Origin of the sequence: Rhizobium cerradonense (genome assembly GCF_030182455.1) — a bacterium.
Classification (GTDB): domain Bacteria; phylum Pseudomonadota; class Alphaproteobacteria; order Rhizobiales; family Rhizobiaceae; genus Rhizobium.
The window spans coordinates 290668-307285 of record NZ_JAQJCK010000005.1; the positions used below are offsets into that span (position 1 = coordinate 290668).

The following is a 16618-nucleotide window of genomic DNA, read 5'->3' on the forward strand; positions in this document are numbered from 1 at the left end:
CCACATCAGGAAGGCTTTCCCCTAACGTACGTCTTAGCGGGTGAGGTTTCGGATCTTCGGTCCCATATTTCCTACAACCTTCATACGGATAATGGATGGCTCATTGCCTCGATTGTCACGTTGTCCTTGGTATTCAACGCGCTCAAATTCTCTGATGCAGTAAGGACAGGTCATGGTGTTCATGGCGTTCATCCTTTGCGATCGGAACTATAGAGCGATGACCGAGCGTGAGAAACAGATTGAATTGGATCGCCTCATAGAGATACTTCGGGCCGACGGCATGCCCTATCCCAGAACAAACGGTATGCTTCTCTCCGGCGCTATGCTTGACAAGACGGTTTCGGAGTGCCGCCGGCTTGTGTCGATATCGCGGCGATCTGGACCACATGTTGGGTCTTTGGAGCAAAGCCCTGTGCAGCCATACAGCCTCTGAGTGCTTTGTTGGAGGCGTGGCCCCAACAATCCAAAGGCTGTCGGCGGCTACTTGGGTTTCTGAAGCATGGCCGTTGCAAATCGCCTTTGATTGCTCAAACCGAGCCTCCTTTCACCTGGGGACTATGGCGGCCGAGTCTCCCTTCACGTCTCCATCAAATCAGCCCACGCCCAGCCAAATTGCGCATCAAATGCGACGTTCCAAACGTCCAGGGAGCGCATTCCGTCGACAACAGCACCCGGTTCCTCAATGCGCCGAGCTTGTCGTTCGAAATGGTGACGATATCACCGACCTTGTGGGTGAAGCCCTGACCGGGCGTGTCGCGATCCTCGACAGGCGCAAAGAGCGTCCCCATGAAGAGGACGAAGCCGTCCGGGTATTGGTGATGGCGGCCGATGGTCTGGGAGACGAGATCGAGGGGATCGCGGCTGATTTCCTTCATTGATGAGCGCCCATGCAGCACATAACCGTTCTCGCCCTCGACCTTGAGGTTGAGATCGGCGTTGCGCACGTCGTCGAGTGTATAGGTCTCGTCAAACAGGCGGATGAAAGGGCCGATCGAACAGGAGGCGTTGTTGTCCTTCGCCTTGCCGAGCAGCAACGCCGAGCGCCCCTCCACATCGCGGAGATTGACGTCATTGCCGAGCGTCGCGCCCTTGACACGGCCCTGGCTATCGACAGCCAGCACGATTTCCGGCTCGGGATTGTTCCACTTTGAGATCGGGTGCAGGCCGACATCGGCACCCGTGCCGACGGAGGACATGACCTGCGACTTGGAGAAGACCTCGGCATCCGGGCCGATGCCGACTTCAAGATATTGCGACCAGACGCCCTCCTCGATCAGAGCTGCCTTCACCTTGGCAGCTTCCGGTGAACCGGCCTTCAGGTTGCGAAGACTGTCGCCTATCAGGGCGGTGACCTTGCCGCGGATTGCCTCCGCAAGATCCGGATTGCCGGCGGCGCGCTCCTCGATCACGCGCTCCAGCATCGAGCGGGCGAAGGTGACGCCGCAGGCCTTGATCGCCTGCAGGTCAACGGGGGCAAGCAGATGGAAGACTGACAGGTCGGCTTTGGTGGCAAGCAGATCATCGAGCTTGGCGACGGCTTCGCCCTTTTGTGCGCGGATAAAACCGACCGGATCGTCCTTCTCGAGGAGGTCACGCACGGTCGGCGTGTCTTTCGAGGTGATGTCGTAGAGCGCGCCGTCACGGACGACGACAACAGCCGGGCCTTTAACATCAGGACGCCAGATGCGGCCGACAAAGATTCCCGTGCTGAAAATGTCAGAACTTGCCATGTGTTTGCTCTCTCCCAGGTTCACCCCGTTTTTTTAGCGCAGGCAGAGAGGCTTTGCCACCTTGGATCGGCTCGAAGGATAGCAGGGTTTTGGATTTTCACCTTCTCCATGACGACAAAAAAGCAAGGCCCCGCAGCGATGCTGCGAGGCCTTTCCGGCCGCAAAACCGGGAGAGTGGTTTCAAGCGGCCTGAACCTTGCGGTCGCTGCGCGCCCATTCGGGCAGCCAGGTGCCATGGGTGGCCAAAAGCTCGTCGACCAGCGACCAGATCTGGTCGAGATCCAGCTCGGCGGCCGTGTGCGGGTCCATCATCGCCGCATGATAAATGTGGTCACGATTCTCGGTCATCAAGGCCTGTACCGTCAGCTCCTGCACGTTGATGTTGGTGCGGATCAGCGCGGTCAATTGCGGCGGCAGGTCACCGACGAAGGTCGGCTGGATGCCGGAGGCGTCGACCAGGCATGGAACCTCGGCGGCGCAATTATAGGGCAGCGAAGTGATGCAGCCATTATTGCGGACGTTGCCGTAGATGACCGAAGGTTCGCCGGTCCAGATCGAATTGATGATCGAGGAAGCATATTCCTTCGATTGGCTCACTTCTATCTTGTCCGCGCTGCGATATTCGTCGGCCTGGTTCTTCCAGCGTGCGATCTGCTCGATGCAGCGCTTCGGATACTCATCGAGCGGGATACCGAATTTCTCGATCAGGTCTTCGCGACCTTCCTTGATGAAATAAGGCGTGTACTCGGCGAAATGCTCCGAACTTTCGGTGACGAAATAGCCGAGCCGGGTCAGCATCTCATAGCGGACCTTATTAGGGCAACGCGGGTTCCAACCGGGCTTCGGCGCCCGCCCCTCGCGATAGGCGCGCACGAGATCGGGATAGAGATCGCGATAGGAACCATCCGCCTGGCGATGCTCAAATTTCAGGTAGAAGGCCATATGGTTGATGCCGGCCGAGCGGTAGCGGATTTCGTCATAGGGAATATCGAGATCCTTGGCCAATTCCATTGCCGTGCCCTGCACGGAATGGCAAAGGCCGACCTGCTTGATCGTCGGAAATTTCTCGGCGATTGCCCAGGTGTTGATCGCCATCGGGTTGACGTATTGCAGCATGACCGCCTCGGGGCAAACGGCGAGCATGTCCTCGCAGATCTTCCAGAGATGCGGCACGGTTCTAAGTCCGCGCATGATGCCGCCGACGCCGAGCGTGTCGGCGATCGTCTGGCGCAGGCCATATTTCTTCGGCACCTCGAAATCGGTCACGGTGCAGGGCTCGTAACCACCGATCTGAAAGGCGACGACGACGAAATCTGCTCCGTCCAGGGCCTTGCGCTGATCGGTAAAGGTCTCGACAACGGCCGATGCGCCAAGCGTCGAAGCCAGTTTGCGGGCAACGATGGCGCTCTCTTCCAGCCGCTGCGGATTGAGATCCATCAGCGCGATTTTCGCGCCCGTCAGCGCCGGGCGTTGCAAAACGTCGCCGATGATATTCTTCATGAACACGGTCGAACCGGCGCCGATAAAGGTGATCTTGGGATTGCCTGCCATGTGAAAGTCTCCTGAATGCTTATGAAGCTACCTCGAACGCCGCCTTCACGAGGCGTTCGGTGTAAGCGGTCTTGGGATGGGAAAGTACGTCGTCGACCGGCCCCTCTTCCATGATCTTGCCGTGCTGCATGACGATGACGCGATGGCAAAGGGCGCGGACGACCTTGAGGTCGTGGGAGATGAAAAGATAACTCAGACCCCGTTCGTCCTGCAGCTTGCGCAAGAGATCGATGATCTGCGCCTGAACGGAGAGATCGAGCGCCGAGGTCGGCTCGTCGAGCAGGATGAATTCCGGCTCGAGCGCGATAGCCCGCGCAATGGCGATGCGCTGGCGTTGGCCACCGGAGAATTCGTGCGGAAAGCGCGACAGGATATTCGAGGGCATGCCGGCGCTGACCAGTGCTTCCTTCACCCGCTCCAGCCGCTCCGCCTTGTTGGTACCGATATTGTTGACCACCAGCCCCTCGGCAATGATCTGGCCGATCGGCATGCGCGGGTTGAGCGAGGAGAACGGGTCCTGGAAAACGATCTGCATGCGTGAGCGCAACGGCCGCATCTCGGCCCGCGAACGGCCGTGGATGGCCTGCCGGTCGAAATAGATTTCACCGCTATCGGCGTCGATCAGCCGCAACAGGGCTTGGCCGAAGGTGGTCTTGCCGGAGCCGGATTCGCCGACGAGCCCCAGCGTCTCGTGCCGGCGGAGCTCCAGACTGAGGCCGTCGACGGCGACCAGTTCACGCATATCCGGTTTGAGGAAGGTGCCGTGGCGCAGCATGAAGGCAACCTTGACGGATTTGCCTTCAAGGATGGTGTCGCAATCCGGTGGCAACGGCTTTGCCTGTCCCCTCGGTTCGGAGGCGAGCAGATGCTGCGTATAGGAATGTTGCGGATGGGCAAAAAGTTCTTCCGTCGTATTGTGCTCGCGCATCTCGCCGTGCTGCATGACGTAGACATAGTCGGAGAACTGCCTGACCACGGTCAGGTCGTGGGTGATCAGGATCACCGCCATGCCGAGTTGCTTTTGCAGGTTGCGGATCAGATTCAGGATCTGAGCCTGCACGGTAACGTCGAGCGCGGTGGTCGGCTCGTCGGCGATCAGCACATCCGGATCATTGGCGAGCGCCATGGCGATCATAACGCGTTGGCGCTGGCCGCCGGAAAGCTGGTGCGGGTATTGTTTCAGCCGTGCCTCAGGATCGGGAATCTGGACTTGCTGCAGCAGCGCCAGCGCCCGCTTCTCTGCCTCGCGGCGGCCGATCCTGCGATGGACGCGGATTGCCTCGACGATTTGGCTGCCGATTGTGTAGATCGGGTTCAGCGAGCTCATCGGCTCCTGGAAGATCATCGAGATGCGATCGCCGCGCAATTGCCGACGGGCGCGTTCGGAAAATTTCAGCACATTCTTGCCGTCGTAGCTGACGGTGGATTTTTCCGAGACGACGGCGCGTTTGGTAAGCAACCCCATCACCGTGCGGGCGGTCACCGATTTTCCCGAGCCGGATTCACCGACGATAGCGATGGTTTCGCCACGGTAGAGCTGGAAGGAGATATCCTTGACGGCGTAGACGATGCCGTCCTCCACCTTGAATTTGACGGCGACATTGCGGGCGTCGATGACGGGCGGCACGGTCTTGTTGGCCGCATCAAGCCTGATATCGGGGGCAAAGGGATTGACGAGTGCGAGAGCCATTGTCCGTCTCCTCTCAATAGGGATCGATGGCGTCGCGCAGACCGTCGCCAAGCGCATTGAATGCAAAGACGGTGACGAGCACGAAGGCGACGGGCGAGAGGATCCAGGGATAAGAGCCGATGACCGAATAGGTGGACGTATCCTGCAGCATCAGCCCCCAGGAAATCAGCGGCGGCTTGACCGCGAAACCAAGGAAGCCAAGGAAGGATTCGAGCAGCACGACGCTCGGAATTGCCAGCGTCACAGTGACAATGACATGGCTCATCACGTTCGGGAAAATGTGCTGCAGGATGATGCGCCAGTCCGTCGCCCCTACCGCCATGGCGGCGCGCACATAATCGATCCGCGCCAAGGCCAAGGTCTTGCCGCGCACCTCGCGCGACATCTGCGCCCAGCCGAGCGCCGACATGACGATGATGACGAAGGCGAGGAAGACATTGGTCGGCGCCGTCACGGGGATCAACGAGGTCAGCGCCAGATAAAGCGGCAATTGCGGAAAGGCGAGCACCAGCTCGACGAAGCGCTGGATCCAGGTATCAAGCGTACCGCCGAAATAGCCTGAGACCATGCCGACGGTGGTGCCGACGATCGTGACAATGAAGACGACTGTCAGTGCAATCATCAGCGAGATGCGCGAGCCGTAGATGGCGCGGGAGAGCACGTCGCGGCCGAACTTGTCGGTGCCGAGGAAATGCACGGGCTGGCCGTCGACCGAGCCGAAGAGGTGGCGATTGCCGGGGATCAGGCCAAACAGGTTATAGGGCGCGCCCTTGACGAAAAAGCCGAGCAGACGCGGGTTGTTGTAGTCTGGCCCGACCACCGGCTGAAAGGTGACCGGATCGAGCTCGTCGGTTTCGGCCAGCGCATAGACGCGCGGCTGGAAGAAGAAATTACCGTCCTTGTCGTGGAAGCTGATCACCTGCGGCGGTGCAAAGCCGGTGTCGGTAGCCTTGGGATCGTCTGGGGCGACGAATTCGGCAAAGAGCGACATCAGCAGCAAGAGGATGACGAGGATGAGGCCGCCCATGCCTGTCCAGGAGCGCTTCAGGCGTCGCCAGACAAGCGCGATGTAGCTCTCATTGCCGCTTTTCGATTTGATCTTGTTGTCATCGAGCGGTGGCGCGGATGTACTGAAGGCGAGCATCAGTGGATCCCTCCCTGTTGGCGAACGCGGGGATCGAGCAAAGCGAGCAGCATGTCGGCGATGATGTTGCCGATGATCAGCGTCGCCGACAGCACCATCATGAAGGTGGCGGTGACATAGACGTCGCCGACCGCCATCGAGCCAACGATCGCAGGCCCCACGGTCGGCAACGCGAAGATGATTGCGGTTTCGATCTCGCCGGTCAGCATATAAGGCAGCACGACACCCTGATACATGACGAGCGGATGCAAGGCGTTCGGCACCGCATGGCGCATGACGACGGCGCCGCCGGAGAGTCCTTTCGCACGCGCGGTCTCGACATATTGCGCATTCAGCGTGTCGAGCAGATTGCCGCGCATGACACGCATGTTGTAGGCGAGCCCCCCGAAAGTGGCGATCGCCACGACCGGCCAGACATGCTTGACCAGATCGACGAACTTAGCCCAGGACCACGGCGCGCCGCCATATTGCGGCGAATAGAAGCTGCCGATTTCCGAGACGTTGAGCTGAAAGACGAGGATATAAACGATGATCAGCGCCATCAGGAAGCGCGGCACCGTCATGCCGAGAAATGAGATGCCGGAAAGCAGGCTGTCGATCCAGCTATATTGCCTGGTAGCGGCCCATATGCCGAAGCCGATGCCGAGAACGGAAGCGAAGAGATGGCAAACAAGCGCGAGCGCCAGGGTGCGCGGCAAGCGTTCGCCGACGACATCCGCGACCGGCTTGTTGTAGAACATGCTGTAGCCGAAATCACCCTTGGTGACGATGCCGCCGATCCAGTTGAAGTATTGCACGACCAGCGGCTTATCGAGGCCGTGTTCGCGACGGTAGATTTGCGCTTGCTCATCAGCCTGGGCGAAGGACGCGCCGCCCTGGTTCATCAACTGCGAACGGATGAAATCTGCATAGTCCCCAGGCGGCGCCTGGATGATGGCAAAAGTCACCACGCTCAGAATGACGAGCACAGGTATGGCAGAGGCTATGCGCACGAGCAGGAATCGCAACATGGGACGGTTCGCTTCTCTTCTTGCCGCCGGTGGTCTGCATCCCCCGAGGATAGCACGGACCGGCTGGGTTCACCCTTGCCCGGCTGCACCGCGATGCAGCCGGAATTTTTGCTTGGTTAGCGGGTAGCCGGCCCAATGGGCCGGCTACCGTTGCTCCGTTAGTTGATCGGGCCGGCACTGCCCGGCGCACCCGGAAGCTGCTGCGGGAACAACTCGTATTTGCCTTGCTTGTCGGCCGCGACCCACATGCGCTCGCGAATGATGGAGTCTTCTGCCCAGTTGAACATGAAGATCGGCGTGCCCGGAGGAACGTTCGAGAAGCGCTTGTTGATGATGAGCGCGCCCGGATATTCCGTCAGACCGATATTGTAGAGATGCTCGGTCGAGACTTTCTGGTACTGCTTCATCAGGGCCACACGCTCGTCGCTATTCTGCGAGGTCGTGAACTTATTGACAACATCGACCATCTCCTTTTCGAAAGGCATCAGGTCCAACTGGCCACTTTCGGGCGCGCGGTGGTTCCAGCTCGTGCGCGGGCCGACCGGGGCGAGCTGTTCGGTGTTCTGCACGACGGAGGCCAGCTCCGTGGTGTTACGCCGGACCATCCAGTCGAAGCGGCCGCTATAGTTGGCGTCGTCGCGCTTCGGTCCGTCGAGTGCATTGATGATCACGCGAAGCCCGAGCTTTTCCATCTGGGCCACGACGCCCTCGGCAAGGCTCTTGTCCGTGGTGTAGTCATTGTTGACCAAGAGCGTGATCTCGACATCCTTACCGCCGGCGGTGCCGGCCGGGAAGTTGACGATGCCGTCACCATCCGTGTCCTTGAGGCCCGCCTTGGCAAGCAGTTCCTTGGCACCCTTCAGATCGAAGGGATAATAGACGGTCGAGTTGCGATCATAGAAGCTGGTGCCCGAAGAAAGGCCGCCCGGATAGATCGCCGTGAACGGCCCCTTGACCAGGGAGTCACCGATCGCCTTGCGGTCGAGCGCCATGGTCACGGCCTTGCGGAAATCCTCGTTGCGGTTCAGCTCGCGGATTGCCTGGCCGCGTGGGTCCGGGTTGCCCCAGCCATTGGCGGAGAAGTTCATCTGCAGGTTATAGCCGATGAGGCGCGGTCCGAAGGCGAGACGCGCGGGAGCGTCCGGCTGGGCAGCGCGCTTCAGCGAAGCGACGAAGTTTTCCGGCTGCTCCAGATTGGAGAGGTCGCCGGAGCCGGCCACCGCCTGCACGTCGCGGTCCGCCCAAGTCGAAAGCTTATAGTGCAGCTCGTTGAGGTAAGGCAGTTGATTACCCTTCTCGTCGACCTTCCAGTAATAGGGATTGCGGCGCAGGACGATAATGTCATCGGATCGATACTCGACCGGCACCCAGGCGCCCATGACCGGAATGTTCATATATTCCGGTGGGAAAGCATTCTTGAACTGGTCGTAGGTGTTCTTCGAATATTTCGGATGCTGCGGCTTCAGGATGTGCGATGGGCCTGGGCAGAAATTGGGATAGGCCATCGTGTAGAGATATTGTTTCGGGAAGGCATCCTTGAAGGTCCACTCGATGGTGTAATCATCGATCTTCTTGAGGGTCGTGCCCTCGCCGAAAGCTTCCGGCGATGCGCCGCCACCGAGCGGCGAGACGTTCGGATCGATGACTTCGTCTTCCCAATAGAACATGATGTCGTCGGCATTGAAGGGCACGCCGTCGGACCATTTCGCACCTTCGATCAGGTGCATGGTGAGCTTGTGGCCGTCCGGCGACCATTCCCAGCCCTTGGCAAGGTTCGGCAGCGGTTCGGTGTCCTTCGCCTCGACCTGGAACAGCGGCGCGGTGCGCGTCAGGCACTCGGAGAGGCCGATATCGATGCCGCCCCACCCTTGCGTCTGGCCGGCGCCATAGTTCCAGCCTTCCGGCCGGCCGCCGATGACATGGCGCAGCGTATCGCCATAGACGCCGGTGCCGTCAGGCATGTTGCCGGTCTTGAAAACGAGCGGTTCCTTCGGCAGGCGATCCTTGACCGGCGGCAACTTGCCGGTCTTGACGAATTTCTCGGTAACCCAGTCCGGCTCGTGATATTCCGGCAGCGTCTTGAACTCCAGGATGGAATCGCGTGCCACATATTTGATCTTGCCTTCGGCCGGGAAAACTGGCGGTACGGGCGGCACCGTCGGTTCGGACGCGTAGGCGCTCATGGCGATCGCGGATGTGGCAATCGTCAACGCCGCAAGAATGCTGATCGGTCGAAAATGTCTCATCGTTTTCTCTCTCCCATTGTCGCGAGCGCCCCGCGGGTGCGCCGCACTCCTCCATCGAACGGGAACCGGTTGGCTTTGCGCGACGGGCCTCCTCCTGAAAGTCCCGCCGCAGCCAACCTGTCCCGAATGTCCATTCGCTAGCCAGCCTGCTTCACGGCTGCTTTTTCCGCTCTCAGCTCCTCGATCGAGCGTACGTTGCGGCTGGCCGCACCCTTCCAGTCGCGGGTTTTCACCTTGCCGCGCGACAGGCGGTCCTTGGCGCCTTCGACTGCATCCGCATATTGCGGCAACCAGCGAGCTTCGGCCACAATCATTTCGTCCACCATCTGCCAGACCTCTTCCGGTGTCGATACGGCGCCGACCAGCGGATCGTGCAGAACCGCGAGTTTCAGCAGGTCGAGATCGCCGCTGACGGCCGCATGAACCGACATACGCTGAACATTGATCGAGGAAATGCAGGTCGCGGCGCAGGCTTCGGGCAGCGTGATGCCTGCCACCATGTTGATGCCGAAGCGATCGACGAAGCCGGGCGATTCGATGATGGCGTCTGCAGGCAGATTGGTGATGACGCCATTATTCTTGACGTTGAAGTGGCCGCGATAGACGCGGTTGGTCTCCAGCGCTTCGAGAATATGGCTTGCATGCTCGTTCGAGCGCTTGGCGGGGTCGATCGGCTTCGAGGCGCTCTCGAGGATCTGCGGGAACTCCGTCTCGAACCAGTTGCGGGTCTCCGTCGAATGGCGGAGATAGCCGCCCGTCTCGCCGTGGATCCAGTCGGACATGTCGATCCACTTGTTGATCTCGTCCGGCCGCTTGCGATACCAGGGCAGGTATTCCGAAAGATGCCCGTTGCTTTCGGTGGAATAGACGCCGAAGCGCTTCAGCACATCGATGCGCAATTTCTCCTGCTGCGAATAGACCGGATGCGCCTCGAAAGCGGCAATCAGCTCGTCCTTGCCGATCTTGCGGCCGTTGAGACGCAGGTCGACGAACCAAGTCTGGTGATTGATGCCCGAGCAGATATAGTCGAGTTCCGACTTGTCCTTGGCCCCGAGAACTTCGGCGATCTGCTCGGCCCCGTGCTGGACGCCATGGCAGAGACCAATCGTATCGACCTTGCCGTATTCGATCGCCGCCCAGGTGTTCATCGCCATCGGGTTGGCATAGTTCAGGAACTTCGCGCCTGTTTCAGCGACTTCGCGAATATCCTTGCAGAAGTCGAGAATGACGGGAATGTTGCGCTGGCCGTAGAGAATGCCGCCGGCGCAGATCGTGTCGCCGACGCATTGGTCGATACCGTATTTCAGGGGGATGCGGATATCTTCGGCATAGGCTTCCAGCCCGCCGACGCGCACGCAACTGATGACGTAGCGCGCGCCATCGAGAGCCTTGCGCCGTTCTGTCGTGGCCGTCACCCGCGTCGGCAACTTGTTCGCCTCGACGATCTTGTCGAGGATCGCCTTGATCATCGTAAGATTGTGCTCGCTGACATCGGTCAGCGCGAATTCGACATCCCGGAACTCCGGCACGCAGAGAATGTCGGTGAACAGTTTTTTCGTGAAGCCGACGCTGCCTGCGCCGATGATGGCGATTTTGAAACTCATGATCCTCACCTTAAAGTCGGTCGAACAATCAGCAGCGGAGAAGAGGCTGGTGTTTTCATTCTATGATCGCAGAGACAGCGCGACACAGTAAAATCAGCACCTTCTCCTCCTTCTGCCGGTCCTCATCGGCAGGTGCATGCTGTTTTCTGAGAGGAATTATGCCTATAATCGTCGGGCCGACCAGAGAACTATTATGCTTTCAAGGGTAATTTTGTGCTGCAAGATTTGATCGCCAACGGCCAGACCATGCGGACCGTCTCATTGCCGCGTGGACGCCACCGGCTGCACGCCATGCCGACCAGCGCCGGCTACGAAATAAGGGACAACGAGCTTTACGATTGGGATGGACGCAGGCGCGGCCAGACGCCATTTACGGTGCTGCAGCACACGATCGGCGGCAGCGGCCGGCTGCGCTATGAAAACCGCAACTACCGTGTCGGCCCCGGTGACACGCTGCTGGTGCTGGTGCCGCACAATCATCGCTATTGGTTGGAAAAAGGCGAGCGCTGGGAATATTTCTGGATATCGATGAATGGCGAGGAGGCGTTGCGTATTCATCGCCTGATCCTCACCGCCGCCGGGCCGCTCCTGAAACTGCAGCCGTCGACGATCGATCATCTTGCCGATTGCAGCCTCCGCCTCGTAAGGGGCGCCACGACGCCAGCCTCTGCCTCGGCGGTGGCCTATGAAGCCGCGATGGCGCTCTATGACGATGTCTTTGGTTCGCATGCCATCGCTGCCGATCGATCCGCCATGCAGACGGTGATCGACTATATCGACGCCAACCTCGACAAGCCTTTGCCGGTCAGTGATCTTGCGCGGGTCAGCGGCCTCAGCCGCGCCCATTTCTCGCGTGTCTTTGCCGACAGCGAGGGTTTGCCGCCGGCGGAATTCGTGCTGCAGCAGCGCATGCAGAGGGCCGCCAAGCTCCTGACCAAGGCAGCGTTCATTCCGGTCAAGGAAGTCGCGATCATGTCTGGCTTCGACGATGCCAATTATTTCTCGAAAGCTTTCCGGCGCACCTACGGCATCAACCCTACGGAATTCCGCACCACCGGCATGTACGCGGCAGTGCGGAGCCCAGGAGAGGACATCAAGAATGCGCGGACAAGATAGCTCCGCCTATGCGGAATGCGGATGCAGGTCGTCGTTACCAGGCGTTTCCAGCCGCACCAGCTTTCCTTCTTCCGCCTTGTAGAAATATTGGCTCGCCACCAGCCAGCCCTTCAACGGACGCAGCGGCGGGATGCAGGTGAGCAGCATGAACGGCAGCGTCGTGAAGGCATGCACCCAATAGGGAGCTTGGAAAGCCACCTCGAGCCAGACCGCAAGCGCGACGCTTGGAATGCAAGCAAAGCAGATGACGAAGAAGGCCGGACCATCGGCCGGATCGGCAAAGGAATAGTCGAGGCCGCAGACCTCGCAGGACGGCCGGAGCGTCAGGAAACCTTTGAACAGATGACCTTGCCCACAGCGCGGGCAGCGGTTGCGCAAACCGGTCTGGAGCGGCGGAAGCGGCGGCCATGAATCTTCGGATGACATTGTTTTGTCCCTTCCAAGAACCGGGCATTCGCTCTGGAGCGTATTGCCCGAGAGCCTCGCGGGCGAAGCGCCCCATGCGGATCGTCCCGAAGCCGGACGGCACTGTGGGCGACCTTCAAGCCGCCTGCCGTCCTGTTGGAAGATGTATGGCACAACATGCATACATTGTCAATTATTGTATGTATATTGTTCAAGTATCTCATGCGGGCGCGGCAATTTGTCCGATCAGATGACGATCGCCGAAGCGGCCGGTGTCTCTGCCAGCAGATCGGCGACAATGCCGAGGCTCTGGCGAAGATGGTCGCGATCTTCCGCAACGCCGAGCCCAAGGCGGACCGCTTCCGGCGCCGGACCAAGGGCAAAGGCATCGCTCGCGACGACGCCAATGCCGGCAGAGCGCAGTCGCGCCGTGAATTCGCCGCGCGACCATTCGGACGGCAGCCGCAGCCAGGCATGGAAGCCTTCCGGATCGACAAGCAGATTGGCGGCAGGCAGCAATTCCGCCGCAATCGCCTGCCGTGCCTTCGTCTCCTGGCGGATCGCCGCCAGCACAGCCTCGGCCGTACCGTCTTCGATCCAGCGGCTGGCGATCGCGGCGGAAAGCGGCGAAGCCATGGCGGCGGTCGCGCGGATGATGCCGGCAAGCTTGGTTGCCGCGCGCAGATCCGGCACAGCGAGATAGGCGATGCGCAGCGCGGGCGACAGACACTTGGCGAGGCCGGCGATGTGATAGACCCGCTCCGGCGCAAGCGCCGCCAGCGGCGCGACCGGCTGTATCGGCAGCGCGCCATAGGCATCGTCCTCGATAACAGCGACATCGTAACGGGCGGCGATGTCGAGAATGGCCTTGCGCCGCGACAGCGGCAACGTGATCGTCGTCGGGTTGTTGATGGTGGGATTGCAATAAAGCGCCTTTGGGCACCTACTGAGGCAGAACTCCTCAAAAGCTTCTGGAATCAGACCTTTATCGTCGGTTTCTATAGCAGCAACATTAAGCCGCAAATGCGCCGCCACGGAGAGGAAGCCTGGATAGGTCAGCGCCTCAGCGCAGACTGTGTCGCCAGGGGCCGTCAGCATGCGGGTGATGGCGAGTATCGCGCCCTGAGCGCCGGGGCACACGAGAATACGTTCCGGCCCGATACCGGGCAGCCGGCTTGCGAGCCATTCCGCTCCGGCCTCGCGGTCACGGACGGCGCCGCCTGGCTGTTGGTAGCGCAGCAGCAGGTCCAACCCATCGCTGAATTCCAGCCCGCTGATCCCCTGCCACATCCGCGCCGTCAGGGCTTCGTCATCGAAGCGCGGCGGCAGGTTCATGCTCATATCGACCAGCCCGCTGGGAATGGATTTTTGGCGTGGCGGCGCTGCCCGGCCCTGGCTGACATAGGTCCCCTGCCCGACCCGGCCTTCCACCAAACCCCGTTTGCGCGCTTCGGCGTAGGCGCGGGTGACGGTGGTGAAATCGATGCCGAGCGCCTCGGCTAGCGCGCGCTGCGGTGGCAGGCGCGCACCGATCGCCAAGCGGCCGGCGCGGATGTCGGCCTGCAAGGCATCGGCGATCGCCAGATAGACCGGCCCGGCCACCCTGCTGATAGAGGGTGCCCAGAAGGGCGCTGCCTGATCATCGCTCATATCGGTATCTCCAAAGGAATGTATGCATATTGTATGGTTTTTGCGTCGCGAGCAAGAGGGTGACCACCGGGAAATGCCGATCCGGGATCCGATTTCGTTGCACCATCGCGACAGGCCTGTATAGATATCGCCCGGCTGCGACCATGCTTCGCATCGCAACCGCGCCTTTTCCAAGCAATACGCGTTCGTCCAGGCTGCGACGGGCTCCATCGATAGGAATGAACATGCGCTCTGTTGTCGCTTTCAATGAATCCTGGAGTTTTCAGGAAGGTTTTTCGCTTGCCGAAGTTGGCCATCTTCAGGCAGGACAGCCCGTCACCTTGCCGCACACTGCGGTTGAGCTGCCATTCAACTATTTCGACGAGAAATCCTATCAGCGCGCCTTCACCTACCAGAAGATCCTGCCCTGGAGCGCCGATTTCGCCGGGCGCGAAATGTCGCTGGTGTTCGATGCCGCCATGGCCGATGCGGTCGTCTATCTCAATGGCGAGGAGATCATCGCTCACAAGGACGGCTACACACCCTTCGAAGCGCGGCTGACTGGCCGCCTGCGGGAGGGCGACAATCTCCTCACCGTCAAGATCGACGGCAGCGAGAACCCGGAAATCCCGCCCTTCGGCGGCCGTATCGACTATCTCACCTATGCCGGTATCTACCGCGATGTCTGGCTGAAGGTGGCAGCGCCCGTCTCGATCGCCAACATCAAGGTCGAGACCGGCAATGTGCTTGCCGCTGCAAAATCCGCGACCGTTCGCTGCGACATCGCCAATCCGCAGGGCCTCGCCTTCAACGGCGCGATGGAAACCCGCCTCTGCGCAGCGGATGGCACGGTGCTGGCCTCGGCAGTCGCCGAGATCTCGGGCGGCAGCGTTACCTTCGCCTTCGACAATCTGACCGGCATCTCGCTGTGGGAACTCGACAATCCCGTGCTCTATACGATTGATGCCGAGCTGAAAACCAACCATGGATCAGATCGGTGCGCGGTAAATTTCGGCTTCCGCACTGCCGAGTTCACCGCCGAAGGTTTTCTGCTGAATGGCCGCAAGCTGAAGCTGCGCGGTCTCAACCGTCACCAGGCCTTCCCCTATGCCGGCTATGCCATGGGCCGCTCCGCGCAGGAGCGTGACGCCGAGATCATGAAGCACACGTTGAAGTGCAACGTGGTGCGCACATCGCATTATCCGCAATCGACCTGGTTCCTCGATCATTGCGACCGCATCGGCCTACTGGTCTTCGAGGAAATCCCCGGTTGGCAGCATATTGGCGGCGAAGAGTGGAAACAGGAATCGATCCGAAACGTCCGCCGCATGATCGAACGCGACTGGAACCATCCCTCGATCATCATCTGGGGCGTGCGCATCAACGAATCGCAGGATTCCCATGATTTTTACGTCGAGACCAACAGGCTTGCCCGCGAACTCGATCCGACGCGCCAGACCGGCGGCGTGCGCTACATCACCGAGAGCGAGTTGCTCGAAGACGTCTATACGATGAACGACTTCATTCTCGGCAACGAGGAGCTGCCGGGCGCCAACCGCCCGCGCACGCCTCTCAGATCGCAGCAGGAGAATACCGGCCTCTCTAAGAATGTGCCCTATCTGATCACCGAATTCGGCGGCCACATGTACCCAACGAAGATCTACGATCAGGAACAACGGCAGGCCGAGCATGTGCGCCGGCATCTGGAAGTGCTGAATGCGGCCTATGGCGACCCGTCGATATCAGGCGCCATCGGCTGGTGCATGTTCGACTACAATACCCATAGCGATTTCGGCTCCGGCGACCGCATCTGCTATCACGGCGTCATGGACATGTTCCGCGAGCCGAAATTCGCGGCCTACGCCTATATCAGCCAGTGCGAGCCTTCCGACGAGGTCGTTATGAAGCCCGTGACCCAATGGGCGCGCGGTGAGCGCAACATTGGCGGCGTGCTGCCGCTAATCGTGCTCACCAATTGCGATGAAATCGAGCTGCGCTACGGCTCGCTCGTCAAGCGTATCGGCCCGGACCGGGAGAATTTCCCGCATCTACCGCACCCGCCCGTCGTCTTCGACCATCGCCATTTCACGAAGGACGAATTGGGCGTCTGGGGCATGGAATGGGAGGACGCGCATTTTACCGGGTTTATTGGTGGCAAGGCGGTCGCAGCGCTGCACATGGTCGCCAATCCCCTTCCGACGACGCTCGAGGTGAAGGCGGACAGCCTGACGCTTCGCGCCGGTGATCGCGACACGACGCGTGTCATCGTCCGTGCTCTTGACCAGGCAGGCTCCCGCCTGCCCTTCCTTAACGATGTCGCGACGATAAAGGTCACCGGCCCTGCTGAGGTCATCGGCCCGCAGACGATAGCCTTCCAGGGCGGTACCACCGGCTTCTGGCTCCAGTCGACGGGCGAAGCGGGGGCAATCATCGTCGAAGTTTCATCCTCGCGCTTTGCGACGCGAACGGTCACGCTGGCGGCGAAGTGACGAC

11 protein-coding genes are annotated in these 16618 nt (G+C 60.3%); 2 read left to right on the forward strand and 9 right to left on the reverse strand.

Annotation, left to right across the window (positions count from 1 at the left end; translation table 11 throughout):
* Positions 1 to 587: 587 nt before the first annotated feature.
* From PH547_RS14790 to melA (PH547_RS14820), 7 genes are all read right to left on the reverse strand, one after another.
* Positions 588 to 1730: a fumarylacetoacetate hydrolase family protein gene (locus tag PH547_RS14790; RefSeq protein ID WP_285168692.1), complete on the reverse strand. Its 1143-nt coding sequence runs from the start codon at positions 1728 to 1730 to the stop codon at positions 588 to 590.
* Between the two features lie 180 nt (positions 1731 to 1910).
* Positions 1911 to 3281: an alpha-glucosidase/alpha-galactosidase gene (melA, locus tag PH547_RS14795; RefSeq protein WP_104826665.1), complete on the reverse strand. Its 1371-nt coding sequence runs from the start codon at positions 3279 to 3281 to the stop codon at positions 1911 to 1913.
* Between the two features lie 19 nt (positions 3282 to 3300).
* A complete protein-coding gene (locus PH547_RS14800; RefSeq protein WP_104826664.1) occupies positions 3301 to 4971 on the reverse strand; it encodes an ABC transporter ATP-binding protein in 1671 nt (556 codons plus the stop codon).
* Positions 4972 to 4984: 13 nt separating this feature from the next.
* A complete protein-coding gene (locus PH547_RS14805) occupies positions 4985 to 6115 on the reverse strand; it encodes an ABC transporter permease (protein ID WP_104826663.1) in 1131 nt (376 codons plus the stop codon).
* Positions 6115 to 7125, reverse strand: coding sequence for an ABC transporter permease (locus PH547_RS14810; RefSeq protein ID WP_104826662.1), 1011 nt, complete (start codon positions 7123 to 7125; stop codon positions 6115 to 6117). The genes PH547_RS14805 and PH547_RS14810 overlap by 1 nt, the downstream gene beginning before the upstream one ends.
* 158 nt (positions 7126 to 7283) lie before the next feature.
* Positions 7284 to 9371, reverse strand: a complete 2088-nt coding sequence (locus PH547_RS14815; RefSeq protein ID WP_104826661.1) for an ABC transporter substrate-binding protein — start codon at positions 9369 to 9371, stop codon at positions 7284 to 7286.
* A 137-nt stretch (positions 9372 to 9508) separates the two neighbouring features.
* Positions 9509 to 10975: an alpha-glucosidase/alpha-galactosidase gene (melA, locus tag PH547_RS14820; RefSeq protein ID WP_104826660.1), complete on the reverse strand. Its 1467-nt coding sequence runs from the start codon at positions 10973 to 10975 to the stop codon at positions 9509 to 9511.
* A 213-nt stretch (positions 10976 to 11188) separates the two neighbouring features.
* Between melA (PH547_RS14820) and PH547_RS14825 the strand changes: the two genes are divergently transcribed.
* Positions 11189 to 12091 (forward strand): AraC family transcriptional regulator, encoded by a 903-nt coding sequence (locus PH547_RS14825; protein WP_285168694.1) that lies wholly within the window; start codon positions 11189 to 11191, stop codon positions 12089 to 12091.
* Positions 12092 to 12097: 6 nt separating this feature from the next.
* Here the strand turns inward: PH547_RS14825 and PH547_RS14830 are convergent, their stop codons facing one another.
* Positions 12098 to 12517 carry a DUF983 domain-containing protein gene (locus PH547_RS14830; RefSeq protein ID WP_104826658.1) on the reverse strand — a complete coding sequence of 140 codons (420 nt, stop codon included), beginning with the start codon at positions 12515 to 12517 and terminating at the stop codon, positions 12098 to 12100.
* Between the two features lie 225 nt (positions 12518 to 12742).
* Positions 12743 to 14146 carry an aminotransferase-like domain-containing protein gene (locus tag PH547_RS14835; protein ID WP_285168695.1) on the reverse strand — a complete coding sequence of 468 codons (1404 nt, stop codon included), beginning with the start codon at positions 14144 to 14146 and terminating at the stop codon, positions 12743 to 12745.
* Between the two features lie 224 nt (positions 14147 to 14370).
* Between PH547_RS14835 and PH547_RS14840 the strand changes: the two genes are divergently transcribed.
* Positions 14371 to 16614 (forward strand): glycoside hydrolase family 2 protein, encoded by a 2244-nt coding sequence (locus tag PH547_RS14840; RefSeq protein WP_285168696.1) that lies wholly within the window; start codon positions 14371 to 14373, stop codon positions 16612 to 16614.
* Positions 16615 to 16618 lie beyond the last annotated feature (4 nt).